This is a genomic window from Methylophilus flavus, from assembly GCF_042678905.1.
Classification (GTDB): Bacteria; Pseudomonadota; Gammaproteobacteria; order Burkholderiales; family Methylophilaceae; genus Methylophilus; species Methylophilus flavus.
In genome coordinates this window covers 1,913,438-1,938,777 of sequence record NZ_JBHTLN010000001.1, presented here as the reverse complement: position 1 = coordinate 1,938,777, position 25,340 = coordinate 1,913,438, and the positions used below count along the sequence as shown (strand labels likewise).

18 protein-coding genes are annotated in these 25,340 nt (G+C 51.0%); 7 read left to right on the top strand and 11 right to left on the bottom strand.

All coding sequences use genetic code 11. From position 1 onward, the window contains the following. Positions 1-84: 84 nt before the first annotated feature. The 4 genes from dnaN to dapA all read left to right on the top strand — a co-directional run bounded on the left by dnaN (position 85) and on the right by dapA (position 5,221). Positions 85-1,188, top strand: coding sequence for a DNA polymerase III subunit beta (dnaN, locus tag ACFQ2T_RS09435; RefSeq protein WP_379033571.1), 1,104 nt, complete (start codon positions 85-87; stop codon positions 1,186-1,188). A 78-nt stretch (positions 1,189-1,266) separates the two neighbouring features. Then, positions 1,267-3,672 carry a DNA topoisomerase (ATP-hydrolyzing) subunit B gene (gyrB, locus tag ACFQ2T_RS09430; RefSeq protein WP_379033568.1) on the top strand — a complete coding sequence of 802 codons (2,406 nt, stop codon included), beginning with the start codon at positions 1,267-1,269 and terminating at the stop codon, positions 3,670-3,672. Between the two features lie 234 nt (positions 3,673-3,906). Beyond that, positions 3,907-4,254: a hypothetical protein gene (locus ACFQ2T_RS09425; protein WP_379033565.1), complete on the top strand. Its 348-nt coding sequence runs from the start codon at positions 3,907-3,909 to the stop codon at positions 4,252-4,254. Between the two features lies 1 nt (position 4,255). After that, entirely contained in the window at positions 4,256-5,221 is a 966-nt protein-coding gene (dapA, locus tag ACFQ2T_RS09420) for a 4-hydroxy-tetrahydrodipicolinate synthase (protein ID WP_379033562.1), read from the top strand. A 16-nt stretch (positions 5,222-5,237) separates the two neighbouring features. On the opposite strand, the gene ACFQ2T_RS09415 is transcribed toward dapA, so the two are convergent. From ACFQ2T_RS09415 to ACFQ2T_RS09375, 9 genes are all read right to left on the bottom strand, one after another. Then, the gene (locus ACFQ2T_RS09415; protein WP_379033559.1) at positions 5,238-5,939 is read right to left on the bottom strand and encodes a response regulator; all 702 of its coding nucleotides are present in this window, start codon (positions 5,937-5,939) and stop codon (positions 5,238-5,240) included. Positions 5,940-5,941: 2 nt separating this feature from the next. Further along, entirely contained in the window at positions 5,942-8,674 is a 2,733-nt protein-coding gene (locus ACFQ2T_RS09410) for a DUF4118 domain-containing protein (protein ID WP_379033556.1), read from the bottom strand. A gap of 128 nt (positions 8,675-8,802) precedes the next feature. Beyond that, positions 8,803-9,384, bottom strand: a complete 582-nt coding sequence (kdpC, locus tag ACFQ2T_RS09405; protein ID WP_379033553.1) for a potassium-transporting ATPase subunit KdpC — start codon at positions 9,382-9,384, stop codon at positions 8,803-8,805. 21 nt (positions 9,385-9,405) lie between these two features. Next, positions 9,406-11,460, bottom strand: a complete 2,055-nt coding sequence (gene kdpB / locus ACFQ2T_RS09400) for a potassium-transporting ATPase subunit KdpB (protein WP_379033954.1) — start codon at positions 11,458-11,460, stop codon at positions 9,406-9,408. A gap of 51 nt (positions 11,461-11,511) precedes the next feature. Next, entirely contained in the window at positions 11,512-13,320 is a 1,809-nt protein-coding gene (kdpA, locus tag ACFQ2T_RS09395) for a potassium-transporting ATPase subunit KdpA (RefSeq protein ID WP_379033551.1), read from the bottom strand. Position 13,321: 1 nt separating this feature from the next. Beyond that, positions 13,322-13,405 (bottom strand): K(+)-transporting ATPase subunit F, encoded by an 84-nt coding sequence (gene kdpF / locus ACFQ2T_RS09390; protein WP_379033952.1) that lies wholly within the window; start codon positions 13,403-13,405, stop codon positions 13,322-13,324. Between the two features lie 177 nt (positions 13,406-13,582). Next, positions 13,583-14,680, bottom strand: a complete 1,098-nt coding sequence (locus tag ACFQ2T_RS09385) for a porin (RefSeq protein ID WP_379033548.1) — start codon at positions 14,678-14,680, stop codon at positions 13,583-13,585. 275 nt (positions 14,681-14,955) lie between these two features. Further along, positions 14,956-15,834, bottom strand: coding sequence for an alpha/beta fold hydrolase (locus ACFQ2T_RS09380; protein ID WP_379033546.1), 879 nt, complete (start codon positions 15,832-15,834; stop codon positions 14,956-14,958). A gap of 2 nt (positions 15,835-15,836) precedes the next feature. Further along, positions 15,837-16,457 carry a LexA family protein gene (locus ACFQ2T_RS09375; RefSeq protein WP_379033543.1) on the bottom strand — a complete coding sequence of 207 codons (621 nt, stop codon included), beginning with the start codon at positions 16,455-16,457 and terminating at the stop codon, positions 15,837-15,839. Positions 16,458-16,649: 192 nt separating this feature from the next. Here ACFQ2T_RS09375 and ACFQ2T_RS09370 point away from each other — a divergent pair, with 192 nt between their 5' ends. Together ACFQ2T_RS09370 and ACFQ2T_RS09365 are read left to right on the top strand one after the other, a co-directional pair. Next, a complete protein-coding gene (locus ACFQ2T_RS09370; protein WP_379033540.1) occupies positions 16,650-17,888 on the top strand; it encodes a putative DNA modification/repair radical SAM protein in 1,239 nt (412 codons plus the stop codon). Continuing rightward, positions 17,888-19,387: a UdgX family uracil-DNA binding protein gene (locus tag ACFQ2T_RS09365; protein ID WP_379033537.1), complete on the top strand. Its 1,500-nt coding sequence runs from the start codon at positions 17,888-17,890 to the stop codon at positions 19,385-19,387. The genes ACFQ2T_RS09370 and ACFQ2T_RS09365 overlap by 1 nt, the downstream gene beginning before the upstream one ends. 44 nt (positions 19,388-19,431) lie before the next feature. Here the strand turns inward: ACFQ2T_RS09365 and ACFQ2T_RS09360 are convergent, their stop codons facing one another. Both ACFQ2T_RS09360 and ACFQ2T_RS09355 read right to left on the bottom strand, forming a co-directional pair. Next, positions 19,432-19,662, bottom strand: coding sequence for a hypothetical protein (locus ACFQ2T_RS09360; RefSeq protein ID WP_379033534.1), 231 nt, complete (start codon positions 19,660-19,662; stop codon positions 19,432-19,434). A gap of 150 nt (positions 19,663-19,812) precedes the next feature. Continuing rightward, positions 19,813-21,579 (bottom strand): monovalent cation:proton antiporter-2 (CPA2) family protein, encoded by a 1,767-nt coding sequence (locus tag ACFQ2T_RS09355; RefSeq protein ID WP_379033531.1) that lies wholly within the window; start codon positions 21,577-21,579, stop codon positions 19,813-19,815. 294 nt (positions 21,580-21,873) lie between these two features. Here ACFQ2T_RS09355 and ACFQ2T_RS09350 point away from each other — a divergent pair, with 294 nt between their 5' ends. After that, a complete protein-coding gene (locus ACFQ2T_RS09350; RefSeq protein ID WP_379033529.1) occupies positions 21,874-25,338 on the top strand; it encodes a response regulator in 3,465 nt (1,154 codons plus the stop codon). Positions 25,339-25,340: the final 2 nt, after the last annotated feature.

The following is a 25,340-nucleotide window of genomic DNA, read 5'->3' as shown; positions in this document are numbered from 1 at the left end:
TTTGAGTTACCCACAAAAAAACGCTACATTACTATTAATCTTATCTTTTATATATTGAAATAAAGTTATTAATCAGGTCAGGCCATGCAAATCAAAATCAGCCGTGAAGTATTGCTTAAACCACTTAACAATGTCACCGGAATCGTTGAACGCAGACATACGTTACCTATTCTTTCCAATTTGCTGATTAACATCAAACAGCAGGAAATGCATTTGACAGCCACCGATCTGGAAATGCAGATTTCACTCAAAGTGAATAGTGGCGTTGAGGGAGAACTAAGCACGACGATTTCTGCTAAAAAACTACTGGATATCTGTCGCTCATTGCCTGAGAACACGGCAATAGAAATGAATAACCAGGATAACCGCATCACACTGAAAGCGGGCAAAAGCCGGTTTAACCTGCAAACACTGCCATCCGCAGACTATCCTTTGATGAGCAAAGCCAGTGGGCAAAATATCAGTTTCAGCCTGGCGCAATCGGAATTGAAACGCTTGTTGAAACAGGTGGAATTCGCCATGGCGCAACAGGATATCCGCTATTACCTGAATGGCCTGTTGCTGGAAGTACAAGGCAACCAGTTGCATGTAGTGGGCACTGATGGTCACCGCTTGAGCTATACCAACACTACGCTGGATCAGGAGTTTGAAAAAACCGAAGTGATCCTGCCACGTAAAACCGTGCTTGAATTGACCAAGTTGCTCGATGAGCAATCTGATTCACCGGTAGTGATAGATTTACTGAATGGCCAGGTGAGTTTTGAATTCGGTGACATTCAACTGATCAGCAAAGTGATTGATGGTAAATTCCCGGATTACAATCGCGTGATTCCAAGCGGTCACCAGAATAATTTTGAAGTGAATCGCCAGGAGATTTTGAGTGCCTTGCAACGCGCCTCTATTCTGTCTAACGAGAAATATCGCAGTATCCGCATGGTGATCACTGATGGTCAGCTCAAGCTGATCAGCACCAATACCGAGCAGGAAGAAGCTGAAGAAGAACTCGACATCAATTACAGCAAAGCACCACTGGATATTGGCTTTAATGTCACTTACCTGATTGATGTGCTCAATAATCTTGGCGATGAAAACATCCAGTTTGCATTTGCTGATGCCAATAGCAGTTGCCTGATCACCACAGCCAGCGATACCAACTATAAATACGTCGTCATGCCAATGCGCATATAATGCAGTCTTACCAATGAGAGTTACCCTGTTTCACGTGAAACAGGGTTTTGTCTTTTAATTTCATAAAGAAACTTTGTTATGGCACAGCCACAAGAATATAACTCAGACAGTATCAAGATTTTAGAAGGTTTGGATGCAGTACGTAAGCGTCCAGGCATGTATATCGGTGACACGTCAGATGGTTCCGGCTTGCACCATATGGTGTTTGAAGTTCTAGATAACGCGATTGATGAAGCGTTGGCCGGTCATTGCGATGATATTAAAGTGATCATCCATCCGGATAACTCCATCAGTATTTCCGATAACGGTCGTGGTATTCCTACCGATGTCAAAGATGACGATAAACACGAGCCCAAGCGTTCTGCAGCTGAAATCGTCATGACCGAGTTGCATGCCGGTGGCAAATTCGACCAGAACTCCTACAAGGTGTCTGGCGGCCTGCATGGTGTGGGTGTCTCGGTGGTGAATGCGCTGTCTGACTGGCTGAGGTTGAAAATCTACCGTAAAGGCCAGGTTCACCAGATGGAATTCCATAGAGGTGTGCCACAAGCGCCTTTAGCTGTGACTGGTACTACAGATAAAAAAGGCACAGAAGTGCACTTCCTGGCATCTGTAGATACTTTTGTGCTGGTTGAATATCACTTTGAAATCCTGGCCAAGCGTATCCGTGAACTGTCTTTCCTGAATAATGGCGTAAAAATCGAGTTAATCGACCAACGTACCGGCAAGTCTGAAAACTTTGCTTTCAGTGGCGGCATCAAAGGGTTCGTCGAATACATGAACCGCAGCAAAACGGTATTGCATCCGAAAGTCTTTTACGCGGTGAGCGAAAAAGACAATATGACCGTCGAAGTTGCCATGCAATGGAACGACAGTTACTCAGAAACCGTACAGTGTTTCACCAACAATATCCCGCAACGTGATGGCGGTACACATTTAACCGGCTTGCGCACAGCAATGACTCGAACGCTCAACCAGTATATCGAGCAAAACGAGTTCGCGAAAAAAGCCAAAGTGGAAACCACAGGTGATGATATGCGTGAAGGCATCACCTGCGTATTGTCAGTCAAAGTGCCGGATCCCAAGTTCTCCTCACAGACCAAAGACAAACTGGTATCCAGTGAAGTACAACCGGTGGTATCAGAAATCGTGTCGGCCAAACTGGCCGAGTTTCTGGCTGAAAACCCGATCGATGCCAAAATCGTCTGTGGCAAAATTGTAGAAGCGGCCCGTGCGCGTGAAGCAGCCCGTAAGGCGCGTGAAATCACCCGCCGTAAAGGCGTGATGGACACCATGGGCTTGCCGGGGAAACTGGCTGATTGCCAGGAAAAAGACCCTGCACTGTGCGAAATCTACCTGGTCGAGGGTGACTCCGCGGGCGGCTCAGCCAAACAAGGCCGTGACCGTAAAAACCAGGCCATCCTGCCGCTCAAAGGTAAGATTCTTAACGTGGAAAAAGCACGTTTTGACAAACTGTTAGGCTCGCAAGAGATCGCGACGCTGATCACTGCTTTGGGCACAAGCATAGGCAAAGCCGATTTCAATGTTGAAAAACTGCGTTATCACCGCATTATCATCATGACTGATGCGGACGTTGATGGTGCCCACATCCGTACTTTGCTGCTGACTTTCTTTTACCGCCAGATGCCTGAACTAGTTGAACGTGGCCATATCTATATTGCGCAACCACCGCTCTACAAAGTCAAACAGGGACGTGACGAGCGTTACCTCAAAGATGAACATGAGTTGGATGAGTACCTGCTGAATTCAGCACTTAAAGGCGCTGAACTGCTGACGCGTGAAGGTGGCAATGTATTGAAGGATGATGCGCTGAACAGCATCGCCAAACAGATGGTGCTGACTGAAGCCGTGATCCGCCGGATTGCTAACCTGTATGACGAAAGCGTGTTACGTGCGATTCAAGACCTGGGTGACCTGGAATTAAATACCGAAGCCGCAGCCAATGCAGCTGCTGAAAAACTGCGTCCTATCCTGGGTGCGATTGGTTCCGAAGTGATCGTGGCACAGGATACTGAAACCAGTGCTTATCGCCTGGAAGTGAATAAATACGTACACGGCAACCTGCAAAGTTGCGTGATCGATGCAGAATTCCTGAGCAGTGGCGATTACCGCCAGATTAACCGTACCTCGCAAATGGTGAATAATCTGTTAGGTGAAGGTGCTTTAATCAAACGTGGCGAGAAAGAGCAAAAAGTGGTCACGTTTAAACAGGCACTGGACTGGTTGCTAGGTGAAGCCAGACATAACCTGAATATTCAGCGTTATAAAGGTTTGGGCGAGATGAACCCGGAACAATTGTGGGAAACCACCATGGACCCGAAAGTACGCCGTCTGCTTAAAGTGCAAATCGATGACGCAATCAGCGCCGATGAGATTTTCACTACCCTGATGGGCGATAACGTTGAGCCACGCCGTGCGTTTATTGAAAGCAATGCGCTTAGCGTCAGCTCGCTGGATATTTAAACGCCAGCGCTATTCAATTTAAACATGGGTCCTTAGGGGCCCATTTTTTTATGCTCGCCGACTCAGGTCAATTTATACAAGCTTAATCTACCCTAGTGGATGCTTATCTGGGACATATAGGACCCAAACAGGAAATCTTGATAATTTTTTTATCCTGATCCCGTTTTAATTGATGCGATTTTAATAATCAGACAATTACACTTTCCCCATCTTAACAACACGAAAGAGTGGGGTATGCAGTCAGCCATTATTGCCTTCGAAAAAGGCTTTCGTCACACAGCATTCGGGTTACCAGTAAAACGTCCGGTTGCTATGTCCCGTCCATTCAAACACAAACCTGAACCGGTATTGTTTGAAAAAATGCCCATCATTATTGAAGTAAATCTGGTCAGTGCGCTACGCTACTTAATTGCAACAAAACTCTCTCAAATTGTGGACTCATACACAGTTAAACCGATAGAACACTCCAAACGATTAAAAGTGAATTTAAAGATTCGGGCAGGGCATAGCTGTCGCATCATGCACGATGTGATGACAGCGCTGGATGCCGCCGAGTTTGGCCGTGTGAAAAGGGAAGGCTAGCATGTTAGACAATCCCGGTGCGTTAGACCCTGGCAGTGCGATACCGCAATTAGCATCGACGTCATATTCTGAATCACACTTACACCAGGCACACTTAGCGAAACAGCGCCTAAAGGGTATTTGGGTACCGGTTGTGACACCGTACAAGAACGGCACATTAGATGTCAGCGCCTTGCGCCGACTGACGCAACAACTGCTAAACGCTGGCGTGCATGGTCTGGTAGCCTGCAGTACGACCGGCGAGTTCGGTTGTTTAAGCCTGACTGAAAAAACAACCATCATTGAAATATTATTGGAAATGGCAGATGAGCAGGTACCTATACTCGTCGGCCTGAACGGCATCGAGACAGCAGACGTGATACAACAGGCAAGAATGCTGGAGCGATATCAGATATCAGGTTTCCTCATTGCGCCGCCGCCTTTTGTAAAACCGTCACAAGCCGGGCTGATCAGGCATTTCACGCTGATCGCAGATTCAATAAATAAACCGATAGTGCTATACAACGTACCTTCCCGTTGCGGTGTTTCACTTGAACTGGACACCTTGAAAACCCTGGCAAGCCATCCGCAGATTATCGGGTTAAAAGAGTCCAGCGGCAGCCTGCCTGATTTAATAAAGGCTATTGCACATACGCCACTCAACGTGATGTGTGGCGACGATGCGCTGATGCTTAGCGCGATGCAGTACGGAGCTACTGGCGCAATCTCAGCCGCTGCCCATATTCATACCGATGCTTTTATCAGGATTTATGAATTGATGCGTGCAGGCGATCTGGCTGGCGCCAAGCAACAATTTACAAATGTTGAGAAATTGATTGAATTACTTTTCAGGGAAACAAATCCAGCCCCGCTTAAAGCATTACTGGCGCACCAGGGCATGATTGGGCATGAGTTGAGGTTACCCCTTACAAATGTTTCCGATGCGCTTGCAAAGGACCTTATCAGTGCATTTGAACAGCTGGCCTGAATGAAATTAAATCAGGTCATGGCTCCAGCACTATCCTGTAGCCCACCGCGATCTCGGTAATCAGATGCCGGGGTTGCGCCGGGTCACGTTCAAGCTTGTTACGCAGGTGACCCATATAAATGCGCAAATAATGCGCATGTTCGACATAAGATGGCCCCCATACTTCTTTAAGCAGCGTGCGCTGAGTGAGCACACATCCGGCTGATCTAAGTAAAGCGGTTAACAGCCGGTATTCAATCGGTGTCAGTGACACTGGCGCACCGTTGCGGTAAACCTGGCGTTTGATAAAGTCTACTGTCACTTCGCCAAAGGTGACTTGGCTTTGTTGTGCGCTTGGATTGTTGTTGCGTCTTCTTAAATGCGCCCTTACCCTGGCTAGCAATTCCGCTGCACCGAAAGGTTTGATAATGTAATCATCAGCGCCTGCATCAAGCGCGCGTACTTTCTCTATCTCGTTGGTCCTGGCGGACAGCACAATGATGGGCAGGCTGCCCCAGACCCGGATATCCTGGATCAGGTCCACCCCATCCATGTCCGGAAGCCCAAGGTCAATGATGGCGATATCGGGTTTGCGGGTGCCGACTTCCACCAGCCCGCGCTTGCCAGTATCTGCGCTATATACAATGAAATCTTCGCCTTCAAGGATCATGGTGACCAGCTTGCGGATTTGCTCGTCATCCTCAATCACCACGATAGAGGATTTTGTACTTTCACTCATGCTCACGTTTCCAGTTCATCAATCACGGGCTGTGGTTTGACCGGCAAGCTAAACATAAAGGTCGCTCCTTTTTCCTGGTTTTTCTCGGCCCATATTCTTCCGCCATGCGCCTCGATTATGGATTTACAGATGGATAGCCCCAATCCAACACCCGGGGTAGAGGATTCACTACGCCCACGGGTAAACTTCTGGAAAATGCTGTCTTCCATACCTGGGGGCAGGCCCTGGCCTTCATCTGCAACCGAAATATACACGTGGCTGTTATCGCAATTGGCAGCAATCATGATATTCGAACCGGCATCACTGTATTTACAGGCATTATCCAGCAGGTTACTGAACACACGTTCTATCAACACCGCATCGACGAATAATAGTGGAATGGCTTCCATAGGTTTAACGGTGATACGGTGGTCCTGCAACACCATACGTAACCCGTTAATGGCCGAGCCTATGATTTCTTCCAGCACCTGCCAGTCGCTGTTCAGCTTAACTGTGCCTGATTGCAGCCTGGCCATATCCAGCAGATTCAGCACCAGGCTTTGCATGCGGTAAGCCTGCTCATGCAGGGCTGTCACCAGTTCATGCTCATTTGAGCCGTTCTGGAGCCCGTCTTTCAGTTGGCTGGTGGTACCGATGATACTGGTCAGCGGCGTGCGCAGGTCATGCGAGATCGCACTGAGTAATGAGTTACGCAGGTGTTCGGTTTCCATGGAAATCAAGGCGTCTCTCGCTACCTCAACATAATGTTTTCTTTCCAGCCCCAGCCCGATCTGCGAGGCAAAAGTGTCAAGCAGTTGCCGGTGCTCAGGCAGCATAATATCCTGGATACTTGCAGGTGAAATCGCCAGCACGCCTCGGGTACGCATAGGCGCTTTTAACGGGATATACAGTATTTTGCTGGAGGGCAGGGTATCGGTGCCCAGGCCGGCCTGCTGCTGATGATCATATGTCCATTGTGCGATACCGATATCCACATCTTCCAGTTGGGCTGGAGACAGATCAGGATATTTACGGGTGCCCGACAGATGCACGACCTGTAACTGTTCGTCAGCGCCCGGCGTTAATATGGCGACACTGGAATTAAACATCCTGGAAACATGGTGGATACTGACCTCTACGATATGTGAAGTGGTCATGGCGGAAGCAAGCTCTTTACCGATTTCATACAACGCAAAGCTGCGCTTTTCACGGTAACTGGCAATGATGGCCTGCCTTCTTAAAATCGAGGTCAGGTTACTGATGACCAGGGCCACTGACAGCATGATACCGAATGTCATCACATACTGGGTGTCGGTGACTGAAAATGAAAAGCGTGGCGGTACAAAAAAGAAATCAAAGGTGGATACACTGAGCAAAGACGCCACTATGCCCGGGCCTCTGCCATAGCGCATTGAAATCAGCATCACACCCAGCAGGTACAGCATAATGATATTGGCCAGTTCAAAATACGGCAGCAATATACTCGCCACCATGGAAGTGATGGCACTGATGATCAGGGCCCATACGTAGCCGCGCTGCTTTTGCGGCGTGAAGTGTGATGAAAGCTCACCTGACACCGGGACAGGCTTTTTCACCTGCTCGGCCCTATACTGGCTTTTCATCACAATATGCACATCGATATCGCTTTTGGTCTTGGCGATCTGGTCACTGACACTTGGATTAAAAAAGCGCGCAAGCAGCGATCGCGTAGGCTTGCCAATCACAATACGCGAGACATTGTGGCTGCGCGCATAGTCAAGCAGGGTGTCGGTTACCGAATCACCATTCAGGTTGGCGGTGACGGCACCCAGGCTTTGTGCCAGGCGCAACAAATCGGTCACCTGTTTTCGTTCCTCCAAACTGACTTCTTGTGCGGCCGGTGTTTCAATAAAAACGGCCAGCCATTCGGCTTTCAGGCTGGAGGCGAGCCTGGCGGCGGTGCGTATCAGGTTCTCTGAATCTCTGCCCGGGCCTATGCCAACCAGTATTCTTTCGTAGGTCTGCCATACCTGATGGATAGACTGGTTCTGCCGGTATTCCTGCATCTGGGCATCGACACGATCTGCTGTCCTCCTGAGCGCCAGCTCGCGCAGCGCAATCAGGTTACCCTTGCGGAAAAAATGCTCGGTGGCTTTTTTCGCTTGTTCAGGGATATAGATGCGGCCCTCATCCAGCCGCTGTAATAACTCTTCCGGTGGCAGGTCTATCAGCAAGACTTCGTCGGCCAGGTCAAACACCCGGTCCGGGATGGTCTCCAGTACTTTGATACCGGTGATCTGCGCCACAATATCATTCAGGCTTTCTATATGCTGAACATTGACCGTGGTGTAAACATCGATGCCGGAAGAAAGTAATTCTTCCACATCCTGCCAGCGTTTTTTGTGCCGGGAACCTTCTACGTTGGAGTGCGCCAGTTCATCCACCAGGATCACGGTAGGGTGTATGCGCAAAGCTTCATCAATATCGAATTCCTTGAGGGCTTTATCCCGGTAGCTGATTTCCCTGAGCGGCAGAACCGGCAGGCCTTGCAATACGGACTCGGTATCGGAGCGGCCATGCGTTTCAATGACGCCTACCAGGACATGCACATGTTCCCGCAGCAGTGCATGCGCCGCCTTCAGCATGGCATAGGTTTTACCTACGCCTGCCGAGCTGCCGAAAAAGACTTTCAGCTTGCCGCGCAGGCTCTTTTTATCTTCCAGATGCAGCTGCTTCAGCAGCTGGTCAGGATCAGGGCGTTGCGTGTGTTGATTCATGCAATATCGATTCTGGTCACCATGGGAATCTAACGAAACTGATGTAACTGGTTATGACAATATAGGCAGTCATTTGCCAGGGCAAGAATAATCGTTACCGTCACATTGCCTGGCAACCCGGCCTTCGCTTACTTTTGAACAGAGGCCATTTCATCCAGTGCCAGGTTCAAAGCCAGCACATTCAATCTTGGCTCGCCCAGAATGCCAAACTGGCGAGGAATGGTGTTGTTGGCTATCAGTGCTTTTAACTGATCAATATCCATCTGCCTTACCTTGGCCACTCTGTTCACCTGGTACAAGGCTGCGGCCGGACTGATGTCAGGGTCTAATCCGCTTGCGGAAGCCGTTAATAATTCTACCGGCACCGGTGTTTCCGGGAAGCCTGATGATTGATATTGTTTATATCTGGTAGTGACTACATCAGCCAGCGCAGGATTCAGCGGCCCGAGGTTGGAACCTGAAGACGCAGCGGCATTGTTCGGGTAAGGGCCGGTGGCAGAAGGGCGCCCCCAGAAATACTGCGGGCTATGAAAGTCCTGTCCTATCAATGCAGAGCCAATCATCACGCCATTCTTCCTGATTAACGAACCTGCGATTTGTGCGGGGAAAAATGTATGACCAATCCCAGTCACCAATAGCGGATATAACACGCCTGTGATTAGCGTCAGACAGATAAACATGACTAATGATGCGCGGAGAACCTGTTTCATAAGGTAGCCTTCTTTCACTGTTTAAGCGACACCCAGTGTCACCAGAATTAAATCAATGGCTTTGATGCCTATAAACGGCACAATGATGCCGCCCAGGCCATACACAAGCATATTCCGCCTCAGCAATGCTGCGGCGCCTATCGCCCGGTAGGCGACGCCCCTGAGCGCCAGAGGGATCAACACAATGATGATCAGGGCATTGAAGATCACCGCTGACAGGATGGCCGATTGCGGGGTTGCCAGGTGCATGATATTCAATGTCGCCAGGGCCGGATAAGTGCTGGCGAAGGCTGCCGGGATAATGGCGAAATACTTGGCGATGTCGTTGGCAATACTGAAGGTGGTCAGCGAGCCGCGTGTCATCAGCATTTGCTTGCCAATCTCCACGATCTCGATCAGTTTGGTCGGGTTGGAATCCAGGTCCACCATATTGCCCGCTTCTTTGGCCGCCTGGGTGCCGGTGTTCATGGCCACCGCCACATCGGCCTGCGCCAGCGCAGGGGCGTCATTGGTACCGTCACCGGTCATGGCCACCAGTTTGCCTTCTGCCTGGTGGGAGCGGATCAAGCTCAGCTTGGCTTCCGGGGTTGCCTCTGCCAGAAAATCATCCACACCGGCTTCAGCCGCAATCGAAGCGGCAGTCAGGCGGTTGTCACCGGTGATCATGATGGTTTTGATACCCATATTGCGCAATTCGGCAAAGCGCTCTTTGATGCCACCTTTCACAATGTCTTTCAGCTCGATGGCGCCTAAAACCTTGTCCTGGTCAGCCACCACCAGCGGGGTACTCCCACGCCTGGAAATATCATCGACGATGCGATTCAACTCTTCCGGGACAATGCCACCCAGGCTCTGGATATGCTGTTTAATCGCACTCGCTGCACCTTTGCGGATCACCCTGTCCTGCAAGTTGATACCGCTCATTTTGCTATGCGCCGAGAAAGGGACGAAGACGGCGCCCAACGATTGCATGTCGCGCTCGCGGATAGAGAATTTGTTTTTTGCCAGCACCACAATGCTGCGGCCTTCCGGTGTCTCATCCGCGAGTGAGGAGAGTTGCGCGACATCCGCCAGCGCCTCTTCAGTGATGCCGCTGACCGGGTAAAAAGCGGAGGCCTGCCTATTACCCAAGGTAATCGTGCCGGTTTTATCCAGCAACAGCACATCCACATCGCCGGCAGCTTCCACCGCTCTGCCGGAAACGGCAATCACATTGGCTTGCATCATGCGGCTCATGCCAGCCACGCCGATCGCGGACAGCAATCCGGCAATCGTGGTCGGTATCAGACATACCAGCAAGGCGACAAGTACCACGATGGATACCGGCTCGCCAGCACCGCTGACATTAACGCTGAAGATTGAGAATGGCAGCAGGGTGACAGTCGCCAGTAAAAACACAATCGTCAGCGACACCAGCAGGATGGTCAGTGCAATTTCGTTAGGGGTTTTCTGGCGTTTTGCGCCTTCGACCATCGCAATCATACGGTCCAGAAAGGCTTCGCCGGGGTTGACGGTAATGCGCACCACTATCCAGTCCGACAGGACCTGTGTGCCACCGGTCACTGCGCTGAAATCACCTCCGGACTCGCGGATCACAGGCGCAGATTCACCGGTGATGGCGGCCTCATTCACAGAGGCAATGCCTTCAATCACTTCGCCGTCAGCCGGGATCACATCACCCGCTTCAACCAGCACAATATCGCCTTTAAGCAGCGAAAGGCTGTCTACCACAGTCACACCGGCTGACTTAGTGGTACCGTTCAACTTCTTTGCCGGCACATTCTTTTTAGAACTGCGCAAACTGGCTGCCTGCGCTTTACTCCTGCCTTCGGCAACCGCCTCGGAGAAGTTTGCAAAAATCACTGTCGACCATAACCACAAAGTGATCATGCCGATAAATTTGATATGCTCCGCCCCTTGCGAAACACAGGCATAAGCGAACAGCACCAGGGTCAGGATGCTGCCCAGATACACCACAAACATCACCGGGTTGCGCCATTGTGCCTGCGGTGCCAGTCTGATCATGGACTGGACAAACGCTGCCTTGAACTGGTCAACCGGCAGTAAAGCGCCCATTGATTTCTTTACCATACCTATTCTCCAATAATCTTAATCTAAGCTTCGCATTCAGTGCCCGGCAGTCATCAATAACTGCTCGATGCCGGGCCCCAGGGCCAACGCCGGAATGTAGGTCAATGCCCCTACCAGAATGACAGTGCCTATCAGCAAGCCTATGAAAAGCGGACCATGGGTAGGCAAAGTGCCCAGGCCAGGGGTAATCCTCTTTTTGCTGGCCAGAGAGCCGGCAATTGCCAGTATTGGAATAATGATGCCGAAGCGTCCGAACCACATGGCGGCGGCCAGCATGTAGTTATAGAAAGGGGTGTTGGCAGATAGCCCGGCAAACGCGCTGCCATTGTTGTTAGCCGCTGAGGAGTAAGCATATAAAACCTCGCTGAAGCCATGCGCACCCGGATTGGCGATGCCTGCCAGGCCAGGCGTCACCAGCACTGTAATCGCCGTACCTGCCAGTACCAGCATCGGTGTAACGAGGATGATCAGTGCTGACATTTTCATTTCGAAAATCTCGATCTTCTTGCCCAGGTATTCCGGGGTACGGCCTATCATCAAGCCGGCCACGAATACCGCAATCACGGCGTAGATCAGCATGGTATACAGGCCGGACCCGACCCCGCCGAACACCACTTCCCCCAGCTGCATCAGCCACATCGGGATCATGCCGCCGATGGGCGTGAAAGAGTCGTGCATGGCATTGACTGCGCCGCAGGAGGCCGCGGTGGTAATGGTGGCGAACAAGGCCGAACTGTTGATACCAAAGCGTGTTTCCTTGCCCTCCATATTGCCGCCCGCCTGCAGGGCGGATGCAGTGGTGTCTGCACCCAGATGCGACAAAACAGGATTACCTGCTTGCTCGGCCCACATGACCACGGTGGCTAACACCACGAACAGGATTGCCATGGCAGTAAATATCGCCCAGCCTTGCCTGCGGTCACCGACCATTAAACCGAATGCATAGCAAAGGGCTGCCGGGATCAGGAAAATAGCCAGCATCTGCAGGAAGTTGGTGAACGGCGTCGGGTTTTCAAAAGGATGTGCCGAGTTGGCATTGAAGAAACCACCGCCATTGGTGCCCAGCATTTTGATCGCCTCCTGCGAGGCAACCGCACCCATGGGGATATGCTGGGTTTGTGTTGTCACGGTAGTGAGTACTGGCTGTCCTTGCGCATCCAGCGCTGCTGTACCCTGTGCGTCTTTTACAGGCGCTGAGTACTGTGTGGTTTCCAGCGTATGGGCGGTGACATAAGGATTGAAGTTCTGGATCATGCCTTGTTGCATAAACAGGGTGGCCAGTATCAGTGAACCCGGGATCAACAGATACAACGTGCTGCGCGTCAGGTCTACCCAGAAATTACCCAGGCCGGTGCTGGAATGGCGGGCAAAACCGCGAATCAAGGCGATCACAACCGTAATACCGGTAGCTGCGGAGACAAAGTTCTGCACCGACAAACCGACCATCTGCGTGAAATAGCTCATGGTCGATTCACCGGCATAACCTTGCCAGTTGGTATTGGTTACAAAACTGACGGCGGTATTGAAGGCAGAATCAATCGAGGGGCTCGCCAGCTGCTCTGGATTGAGTGGCAGCCAGAATTGCAGCAGCTGTAAAACGAACAGGAAGAAAACACCGACAACATTAAAAGCCAGTAAAGCCCAGGCATAAGCTTTCCAGTCCATTTCCTGTTGCGGATCTATGCCGGACAATTTATAAATCGACCGCTCTGGTGCCCCCAGCCATCTACAGCGAGATAGCCACTGTGTTTCCAGTACCCGATAAATCAAAATTCCTACCGGCTTGGTGAACAGCACCAGTACCAGCATGTATAAACCCAATTGAATAAAGCCATCTGCGGTCATGTTAAAAATGCTCCGGCTTGATAAGGGCATATATCAGGTATACGAACAGAAATCCTGCGATCAATCCGCTAATTAAATAAATCATTTTTCAGTGCCTCTGACATTTCATGGAAATGGAAAAATGTGGCATTCGTCACATCTTTTACGAGTACTGAGGTTACGCCTGGCGAAATAAAGAAGTTGTAATTAAAAAAAGCTACCGTATAAAAAAGTTATAAATACGGCAGCTCAGGAGCGTTTGGATATGGGGTTTGGAAACTGATCAGAAACTGACAGACAGGGAGGTGGTCGCCATCAGGCTACGGCTGGAAAAGTCATTGTCATCTTTGAGAAAGATGCGGTCTTTGCTAATGAACTGGCGAAGCTCGGCGCGGAGCAGTATAGAAGGATAAAGCTGATAATCCATATTGACTGAATAGCCCTGGGTCCTGAAGCCGTTGGGAATATCCGTGCTGACAATCACCCCTTTCTTGTCCTGGTAATATTCCGCCCTGACTGCCAGACTCAGTTGGTCCGAATAACGGTATCTGAAAATCAGGTTAGGCGAATACCACACATTGTAGCGGCCCCTGTCATCCAGCCTTTGCTCGGCGCCGACATCAAGACCAGCCAACACAGCCCAGTTGTCGTCCAGTTTTACCTGTGCGTATAAGTTGTGAAAGTAACGCATCTGGCGATCAGCATCTGATTTGTCATTGCCGATGAATGAGCTGCTGTTGATGGTCAGCCTGTCACTGGGCCTGTAAGTGATCTGATGGCCCAGTGAAGGGGTGGTATTGCCATCTGGCCGGTGTATCCGTTGCCAGCCATTCACAAGCAAGCCGCTGACATACCATTTGCCATCTGTACTGGTATAAGAGAGCCTGGCACCAGTCTCAAAATACGGCGAGTTATCGGCCATCATGCTTCTGGTCAGGGTCCAGTTGTCAGCGCCTATGGCACTCTCAAAACCTATGTGTGAAGGCATGACGCCCACATCCAGCCATATATCCTGCTCATCAGAAAGTTTTACGCCTACATTGGCTTCATACAGATGCTGCAAGGTGCGATTCTCGGCAGCATAGTTAGCTTTCATATAGGTACCGGAGGCGACACCCAGGTGTGCCCTGAAATGGCTGGCGGTGATGTCGGCCTTGATCAGCGCAAGATTGATTTGCAGGCTGTCATCCTGGTTATAGCTGTAGATAAATGCAGGTCTTTTTTGCACGGCGGGATCATTGAAATCCTTGCTGTAATATGACTCGAGATAGCCACCGACCTTAAATTCGGCAGCACTGAAATCTGGCAACTCTTCCGAGTAACCGTCACTCGCCAGCAATGGCAGTGCCAATGCACAACAATGAATGATGGATTTATTCACCCTATATCCTTAAACAAAATAATCACTTTTTGGAGTGTGCATTGTTCAGGAAAATAAATAAATTTTTTGTATAGATTTAATCAGTTACGTGTAAACGAAGTATAAAAATTATATGCGCGATACGTCTTGATTGTTAGTGGGATTGTAAGTCTCTTTACCTTATTCACAATACATATTGAACCAGGAATCCTGCCAAATTAAATGCGGGGTCACCGTCTTAGGCGGTGATCACCGTGAAGATAGCTGACAGATCTGCACCCCTTGCCAGGTTGTGATTAATAGGCGAAGGATGCTGCATATGCATTAGATCTTGTATGCGTTTTAACCCGCTTCACCGCAGTGGCAACCGGTCTTAAGAATGCATCCACCGCAGCAGCCAGGCGTGCCGGTTCATCATAAGGCAGTCCATGCCCTGCATCGGGAATCAACTTGTATTGCAGGTCAGGGTTGAGTTTATGCAACTCAAGCGCTGTTTCTGAAGACACAATGCCTTCGCTGCCAAGTACCAGTAATGTCGGCACATAGACATTGCGGATCAACTCATCAAATTCCGGGTTTGGCGGGATCAGCACATCAAACGCTTTTACGTTGGTCTGTAGCCTGGCTTGAATGATATGCTCGATCAGCTCGGACGAGCGGTATCTATGCCTGGCTTTTGCTTCCCTGAATAGTGCTTCCTTGGTGGATTTCAATAGTTGCAGATGTTGATCCACCACCCCACTTTCATATATGCCCTCCTGCCATTCGGGGCTGATAAATGTCGGGTCAGCCAGGACCAGGCCACTGATCGCGAATCCCAGGCGGCTCGCGACCATGGCAGCCGTCATGCCGCCCATGGAATGCCCGAGCAGATAGGGGGATTTAATACCCAGTGTGCGGATCAGTTCAATGACATCATTGGCATGGTCCTGATAGGTGTAGCCATGTGATGGCGCACTGGATAAGCCATGGCCCCTGGCATCAGGCATGATCACGTCATAGTCTTTCTCAAGGGCACGTGCCATTTGCGACCAGCAGGCGCCACTGCCTGCCAGACCATGCAGTGCAATTAAAGGCGGCTTGTTGCCACCTGTCCTTAGATAGTTGATGTTGATATCGTTGGCCCGGCACACGCCATTGGCCCAGTTGCTCGAAATAATGTTTTTACGTGTCATGATCAGAATTTCCTGAAAGAACCTGTGACTACACCCCAGATTTGAAACTCCATCCTGCTCTGAATGAGGATGGGGCTGTATCTGCCGGAAGAGTTTGCAGGTAATAGTTTGGGCAGGCCGTTTGATTGTTTGGCCAGCGTTTTAACGGTGAATTCGCCATCTATCATGGCTAATACGATATCGCCCATCGCTGGCTGTTTGCGTTTTTGCACAATGGCTTTGTCGCCTGGCATCAGGCCGACTTCAATCATGGATTCACCCTGTATCGTGATAAAGAAGGTGTCATCGGTATTCGCAATCAGGTATTGGTACAGGTCCAGCTGTTCTTCGATATCACTGTTAGCGGGTGACGGCAGACCGGCCGGCACTTTGGACTCATACAAGGGCAGGCTGATGCTTTCAGTGGCTGATACCGGTTGCGCGAATGCATCCACCGTATCCAGATTGTCTTTAAGCTCATGCAGGCGCTGCTTCCTGGCATAGGCTTCAAGGAAGTCGGCAATGGCAGGTTTCTGGCTGTTAGGCACCCGGATGACAGAGGTTTCCTCGCGGAAGGTACCCGAACCTACCTTGCGCCCTGAACCTGGTTTTCTGCCAGTGATTTTCAATTCGTCTTTTTTCATAAATTTTATTGTAACAAAAATAACAATTTTATTGTTACAATAAATAAATATTTTTTTAGCTTCCTAATTTCAGTTCTCAATTAACTTCTAAAGATTCAAGTTAAGCCAATATTTCTTCGTTGCTTAACCAGATTTGAACAGGCGATAGGCCTGTTCTGAATGTCACTTCACTAGTAACTAAATAAAGACCCTATGGAACTCAAGCAAAAACTCGAAATACTGGCTGACGCCGCCAAATATGATGCTTCATGCGCTTCCAGCGGTACTGACAAGCGAACATCAAGTGACGGCAAGGGCATAGGCTCAACCACAGGCATGGGCATATGCCACAGCTATGCGCCCGACGGGCGTTGTATTTCGCTGCTGAAGATACTGCTGACCAACTTTTGCGTGTACGACTGCGTGTATTGCGTCAACCGTGTCAGCAGCAATGTGGCGCGTGCGCGCTTCAATGTCGAGGAGGTGGTGAACCTCACCTTGAGTTTTTACCGGCGTAACTATATTGAAGGGTTGTTCCTGAGTTCCGGCATCATCCGCAACCCTGACTACACCATGGAGCAGGTGGTGGAAGTCGCACGTGTATTGCGCGAGGTGCATGACTTCCGCGGCTATATCCACCTCAAGACCATCCCCGATGCCAGCCCGGAACTGATGGCGCGCGCGGGGCTGTATGCCGACCGCCTCAGCATCAATGTCGAGCTGCCGACCATCGCCAGCCTGCATACCCTGGCGCCGGAGAAAGACGGGCAGGCCATCCGACGATCCATGGGGCACCTGCGGCTCAAGATAGACGAAAGCAAGGACAAGACGCTGACCGGCAAAAAACCGCCGCGTTTCGCGCCTGGCGGCCAGAGTACACAGATGATCGTCGGTGCCGATGCGACCGATGACCGCGCCATCCTCGATACCAGTGCCAATCTTTATGGTGCCTACAAACTACGTCGCGTTTATTACTCGGCTTTCAGTCCAATCCCCGATGCCAGCAAGATGCTCCCGCTTAAATCGCCACCACTGGTGCGCGAACACCGGCTATACCAGGCCGACTGGCTGCTGCGCTTTTACGGCTTTAACACCGAAGAGATAGTCACCGGAAATGATGGCATGCTGGACCTGGACGTTGACCCTAAAATGGCTTGGGCACTGCAACATAGAGAGCAGTTTCCGGTAGACCTCAACAGCGCGCCCAAAGCCATGCTGTTGCGTGTGCCAGGGCTGGGTGTGACCAGCGTTGCACGGATTATCTCGGCGCGCAGGGTACGTGCCATCCGGCATGATGACCTGGCCCGCTTGCGCGTGTCGCTGAAAAAAATACTGCCGTTCGTGGTGCTGCCTGACTATCATCCAGGACATAGCCTGGACCACCACGACCTGAAACAGCAGATGCAGCAAGTGATGCCACCGCAACAATTCGGCTTGTTTGAGCCGGTTTGATGATGCAGATTGTCCGGTTAGTCAATGAAACAGATTTCGACGGCTGGCGCACCGCTGCACGTGCCTTATTGGCGCAAGGGGTTGCCCCTGAAACTCTCGAATGGCGTGTGGGTGAAGAAAGCAACGGATTATTTGATCTTCCGGATTTTGTGCCCGGAACGCCGCCTGGCCAGCCTTGTAAGCCAGGCCAATTCAGCCCGGTTCCACTTACAGAATTCAAGGTGCCGCGAGAGTTCATTGAACTGTGCAGCAAAGCTATCCTGCATAGTGACCCAACACGCTTTGCCCTGCTATATCGCCTGCTATGGCGTTTAAAACAGGAGCCGAAACTGCTACAGGTGTCATTTGACCCCGATGTGGCCAAAGTGCAATTCATGATCAAAGCAGTACGGCGCGACCTGCACAAGATGAAAGCATTCGTGCGCTTCCGCGAGATAGAAATGGAAAACGGGGAATCCGAATTCATTGCCTGGTTTGAGCCTGGCCATCATATTGTGCAGGCGGCGGCGCCATTTTTCACTGGCCGTTTTACCAATATGCGCTGGTCCATACTCACCCCGGAGATCTGCATGCACTGGGATGGCGATTCTTTGAGCTACGGTCCAGGTGCCAGCAAGGCGGATGCACCGGTTGACGATGCAGGAGAGGATTTATGGCGCTCTTACTATCGCAGTATCTTCAACCCGGCCCGGCTTAAGGTTTCCGCCATGCTGGCGCAGATGCCCAAGAAATACTGGCGCAATCTGCCGGAGGCGCCACTGATTGCCGGGCTGATTGCGGATTCGTCGCAGCGCATGGATAACATGATCATTGCCCAGCCTACGACACCGCAACGCAAAATCGTGAAGTATGTGGCGAAAAAAACGAGCCCTGTGTTGGACCCGGATATGAATGATGCCAGCCATGCTTTGCGAATGCTCAACGAGCGCATGCAGGCGTCCATGGAATTTCCGCTGGCGGTCCATTCCACGCAGGCAGTGCTGGGAACCGGCATCGCGCCAGCATCCATCATGCTGCTTGGTGAACATCCGGGCGAGCAGGAAGATCTGGCGGGGCAACCTTTTATCGGGCCGGCAGGCAAACTGCTCAATCAGGCATTGTCAGAAGCAGGCATACAGCGTGGCGAGGTGTATGTGACGAATGCGCTCAAGCACTATAAATTCAAGCTGCAGGGGACGCGACGGGTGCGCATGCTGCCTGGCTTGGGTGATATCAGGACTTATCAGCCTTGGTTGCAGGGTGAGATTGCTATCGTACAGCCACGCATCGTGGTGGCGTTAGGAACAGTGGCGGCGCATGCCATCACTGGCACGGCGCTGGAAATGGAAGCCAATCGCGGCAAACTGTTTCAACTCCAGGAAAACCGGCAGGCGCTGGTGACTTATCATCCCTCATTCGTCCTGCGCTCGCAGGATGAGGTAACTAAAAAACTGCGTTATGAAAAGCTGGTGGCTGACCTCAGATTGGCAGCTAGCATAGCGATGGCCGTTACCTATTAAAAGTACAGACAGGGGCAGCTTAATGTACCCAATTGAAGTATTTTTTAAGCAGCCTTGGCAGAACGATACATATACATCTGTGATAATTCACCGGTCAGCAGTTTGCAGGCTTCATCATAAGCAATGCGCGAAAGTAATATACGGTCACCCTCGGCAGGCACAAACAGGTACGATTCATTGATTTCATCGGCAATAAATTCGCCTGCAAATACTTCATTGATATAGACAAAATCCAGGCTGGATTGTGTCTCTGATTTTTTGAATTCTATTTTCATCAAGGTGCCTTACTTGGGAATAGGACATAAAAGCGGTGGCTCCATAGGAAGCCACCGTACTTTCAAGCATGTATGCTCAATATATGAAGATTAACGGCAGTCACCGGATAAATTTATAGGGCGAATGCGATTTAGTTTGTAGGAATATCTTTACGACTCGGGATTTGGGCTTTCCAGTTCCAGCAAGGTCTTCAAATCCTGGCGGCCTTGCTCCATCAAACTGGAAATGGCTTTACGGTCATGGCGGATTTTAAGCGTGGCCTCCAGTTGATCCAGGTCGTGCTTTTCAAACTGTTCGACGATTTTTGCCGCAGAACCGGCGGTTTCGCCAATAGCCAGTAACGACTGCCGGGCTGCTTCCAGTGAAGAATAAAAGGTTTCCCTGATCGGGTTCAAATCGAGTTCACGCAGATCAAAGGCATCGGTCCTGCTTCTGGCCCTTGCCACGATGGCAACGCCGGGCCAGCGTTCTTTCACCAGCTTCGCCATTTCCAGCGCAGCCGCAGAATCATTGACCGCAATCACCAGTAACTTTGCTTCGGCAATCCCTGCTTCTTCCAGTAAATCCAGCCTGGACGCATCACCGTAATAACAGCGCCAGCCGAATTCGCGCATGAGGTCGACCTGGTTGGGGTCATTATCAATCAGTGTCGGTGTAATGCCTTTAGCGACAAGCACCCGGCCAACGATCTGCCCGAAGCGGCCAAACCCGGCAATGATGACGGCGTTATTTTCCGGGATGGCATCCTTGGGTCGCTCGCTGCATTGCAGGCTGAGAAAGCGGTCATACAGTAACAGCAGGATAGGCGTGGTCAGCATGGACACGGCGACGATCGCGTTGAGGATATTGTAGGTTTCGCGTGAAATAGAGTTTTGCGCCAAGGCCAGGCCAAAGATCACAAAAGCAAACTCGCCGATTTGCGAGATGGAAAACCCAAACAGTAATTTGTCGCGCAAGGGATATTTGAACACCCATCCCAAGCCCATCAGCACGCCTGTCTTGATGGCGACAATCAATAAGGCAAAGCCGAAAATCAGCAACGGCTGGTTGGCCACCAGCGATAAATCCACCGTCATGCCTACCGCAATAAAGAACAGGCCCAACAGCAAACCTTTCACCGGCTCAATGTCCAGCCTCAGCTCATAGCGGTATTCAGAATCGGCCAGCAACACGCCAGCTAAAAAGGTGCCGAGGGCCATTGATAAGCCTACAGACTCCATCGCCAGCGAAATACCGATGACCAGCAGTAGTGAAAAGGCGACAAAAATTTCCCTCACCCCGGTCTGCGCGATAGCACGCATAATAGGGCGCAACACAGTACGGCTGGCGAGCACAATGGCGACAATCACGGCGATTGCCTTGGTCACTGCCATCAGATCAAAGCTTGAGGCGGAACGGTCAGGTGCCAGAAATGCCAGCAACATGAATAAGGGAATGACGGATAAATCCTGGAACAGCAAAGTGGCAAATGCCGCCTGCCCGCCTGAGGTGTGCAACTGCTTCTTTTCAATCAGCGCGGTAAGACCAATCGCAGTCGAAGACATCGCCACACCCATACCGATAATGATGGATTCGCTCCAGCTAAACGCCAGCGCGTGAGCAATCACTGTGACCAGCAGTATGGTCAGCGTTACCTGCATACCCCCCAGGCCAAATAACAGCTTGCGTAATTCCCATACTTTTTGCGATTCCAGTTCCAGCCCGATCAGAAACAGCATCAGTACCACCCCAAACTCGGCAAAGTGCAGCACGTGCTCCGGATCTGCAATCAGTTTCATCGCATACGGGCCAATCAGGATGCCGGCGATTAAATAACCCAGCACCGAGCCCAGGCCCAGCCTTTTGAAGATCGGGACCAGAATGAGGGCGGCGGATAAATATATCGCTGCCTGTACAAGAAAGTGGGTGGAATCCATGAAAGCCTTAATAATGATGATGGTTGCTGTCGGGATACATACTGCATGCAGTGCCAGCGAAGTTTAAGAATTTTCCGGCGAAATTATCGCACAAGCCCGAATCATGGAAGTCATTATTATCCTTACCTCTGCTGAACAATAAACGCGGATTTTTTTGTATACAAAATGACTTACAGATTTTAGCGGCGATGTTGCAAACAAATCTTTTCCGGCCAAATCATGGCGATGGCTAGCCATCCCAGGCTATCTACGGTATCTTAATTGGGTTAAGCAGAAATATTTTCAGGAACGGCAATGACAGAACAGCAACAAGTAGACCAAATCGGTTTCCGCAGGATACTTATCCGTAATATCACATTGCCTTTAGTGCTTGGTGTCCTGAGCGCCATTATTTTCGTGGTGCTGATTTTCAATCTGTTATCTGCATTGAACTGGGTCGAGCATACGCAAAAAGTCATCGGCAAAATCAATGAAACCGCCAAGCTTTCTACAGATATGGAATCCGGCATGCGAGGCTATTTGCTTGCCGGCGATCCGGCTTTCCTGACGCCTTACCAGGTGGCCCGTCCGCTGGTGCAGGCCGAGCTGGATGGCCTGATCAAGATGGTGGTCGATAACGATTACCAGGTTGCCCGCTTGCGCAAGATCAAGAGCCAGATTACCGAGTGGGATAAATATGCGCAATCCATGATAGAGCTGCGCCAGAATAACCAGGATTATTTATCCGTGGTCCGCTCGCAGCGTGGCAAGGTGCAGTTTGATGAGTTGCGCAAGGACCTGAGCCAGACGCTGGAAACCGAGCAACGCCTGCTCAAGGAAAGAAATGACAGGGCCATCAGCACCACTTACACGAGTGTGATTGCTTTCCTGGTTATCAGCCTGCTGGTCAGCGGCCTGCTGGCCCTGATGGGCCGCAAAGATCTGATGGGACTTTCCAGAAATTACAGCGAAATACTGAATAAGCAGGCCGAGCATGCGGAATATCTGCAGGAACAAGGCCGCTTGCGCCAGGGTCAGGCGGAAATCGTGCAAAGCGGGCTAGGGCAACTTGCATTGCCAGAACTGGGTAAAACAGCACTGGCCATCCTGTCCAAATATGTGCCAATGAAGGTCGGCGCCCTCTACGAACACCAGGAGGATGGCTCGCTTAGCCTGTTCGCTGCCTACGGCTTCACTGACAATAGTGATTTGCCTGCCGAGCATATACGCAAACACGAAGGCTTGCTGGGGCAAGTGGCGCTTACGGGCGAGATCATGCAGCTGAATAATCTGCCGGAAAGCTACCTCAGCATCCATTCAGCGCTGGGTTCGGCCCCGGCTAACGGCATCGTCATCATTCCGTTAAAAAGTGACGGACAGGTGAATTCTGTCATGGAGCTGGGCTTCCTGGAAGCAATCCCGGAAAGGCATTTGGCCCTGCTGGAATTTATTGCCAATAATCTGGGCTCTGCGATTGAAGCCACGATTGCCAAACAACGCCTGCAACGTGCCTATGCCGAAGTGCAGCAACTGAACGAAGAACTCCAGGTGCAGCAGGAGGAACTGAAAACCGCGAATGAGGAGCTGGAAGAGCAATCCACGATTCTTGAAGAATCGCATTCCATGCTGGAAAACCAGAAGGCGGAGCTGGAACAAACCAATGAGCAACTGGCGCATCAGGCGACGCTGATAGACCAGAGAAATGATTCATTATTGATCGCACAGGAAGCACTGGAGAAAAAAGCCCAGGAATTACAGAAATCCAGCCAGTATAAATCCGAGTTCCTGGCGAATATGTCGCATGAGTTGCGCACACCGCTCAACAGTGCGCTTATCCTGTCTAAACTGCTTGCCGATAACTCGCAGGGTAACCTCAACGAGGAGCAGGTTTCCTTTGCAGAAACGATTTATGCGTCCGGCAATGACCTGCTGAATTTAATCAACGATATCCTGGATATTTCCAAGGTCGAGGCGGGCAAGCTGGAACTCAACCTGTTGCCGGTCAGTGTGCAGAGCATTGCTGATGCCATGAAAATGAGCTTTGACGCGCAGGCCAGGGAAAAGAAATTACAGTTCCAGATCGCCGTCAGCCAGCAGGCGCCTGCCCATATCACCACCGATAAATTCCGGCTGGAGCAGATATTGAAGAACCTGCTCTCCAATGCATTCAAATTCACTCAGGCAGGCGAGGTTTCGTTTGCTATCGATACCGCAGCCGGTGGCAAGATCGCTTTCAGGGTGCAGGACAGCGGCATCGGCATCGCCCAGGATCAGCAGGAGAATATCTTTGAAGCCTTCCATCAGGCCGATGGCTCCATCAGCCGCAAGTATGGTGGTACCGGGCTGGGCCTGTCGATTTCGCGTGACCTGGCGAGGTTGCTGGGCGGGGAGCTGACAGTGGAAAGCACGCCAGGTACTGGCAGCGTGTTTACGTTGACCTGCCCGCTGGAAGTCACTGCAGCGATGGCGTCACAGGACATGGCTGCCGATATCAAAGCACCGGTGATTCCGTTGGCTGTGCCGCAAAAAGCTGTTGAACAGGAGATCCTGGCGAGTCCGGCATTTCCGGATGACAGGGACAATATCCAGCATGCCAATCGGCTGGTGCTGATCATCGAAGATGAAACCGATTTCGCCAAAATCCTGTATGACATCTCGCATGAGATGCAATACAGCTGCCTGGTCGCACATAGTGCCGGTGAAGGCCTGCGCCTGGCCAAAGCGTTTAAGCCGCAAGCAATCCTGCTGGATATCCGCCTGCCGGATGCATCCGGCCTGACCGTATTGCAGCAACTGAAAGAAGACCCTGAAACCAGGCATATCCCGGTGCATGCCCTGTCGGCAACCGAGCAGCAGGATGCCGCCCTGCAACTGGGCGCGATCGGCTTTGCAGTCAAACCGAAAACGCGCGAGGAATTAAAAGAAGTATTCCTCAGGCTGGAAGAGAAATATACCCAGCAGATCAAACGTGTGCTGGTGGTGGAAGACGACGCCATACAGCGGCAAAGTGTGATCCAGTTATTGTCTGATGAAGATATCGAAATTATCGCAGTCGAACTGGGTGAAGAAGCCTTGCAGCAACTGCACACGCAGGTATTTGACTGCATGATCATAGACCTGAAACTGCCGGATATGAAGGGCAACCAGCTGTTGCAACGCATGTCTACAGAACATATCCTTTCTTTCCCGCCGGTCATCGTTTACACCGGCCGTAACCTGACCCGCGAAGAGGAAATGGAATTACGCAAGTACTCCAGCTCCATCATCATCAAAGGTGCCAGGTCGCCGGAACGCCTGCTGGACGAAGTTACCCTGTTCCTGCATAAAGTCGAGTCGCAACTGTCGGCAGAACACCAGTCCATGCTGAAAACCATACGCAACCGCGACCGCGTGTTTGAAGGCCGCAAGATCCTGCTGGTCGATGATGACGTACGCAATATCTTCGCCCTGACCAAAGTGCTGGAGCACAAAGGCCTCAATGTGGATATCGCCCGCAATGGTCGCGAAGCGATAGACAAATTGCAGGCACTCGATGATATCGACCTGGTACTGATGGATATCATGATGCCGGAAATGGATGGCTACGAAGCCATGCGCGAGATCAGGAAAGACGCCAAGTTCAGCCGCTTGCCTATCATAGCCCTGACAGCCAAGGCCATGAAAGACGACCAGGAGCTGTGTATGAAAGCTGGCGCCAGTGACTACCTGGCCAAGCCGGTGGATATAGACCGCCTGCAATCGCTGTTGCGCATATGGATGCCTAACCTGGAGCGCTTGTAAGC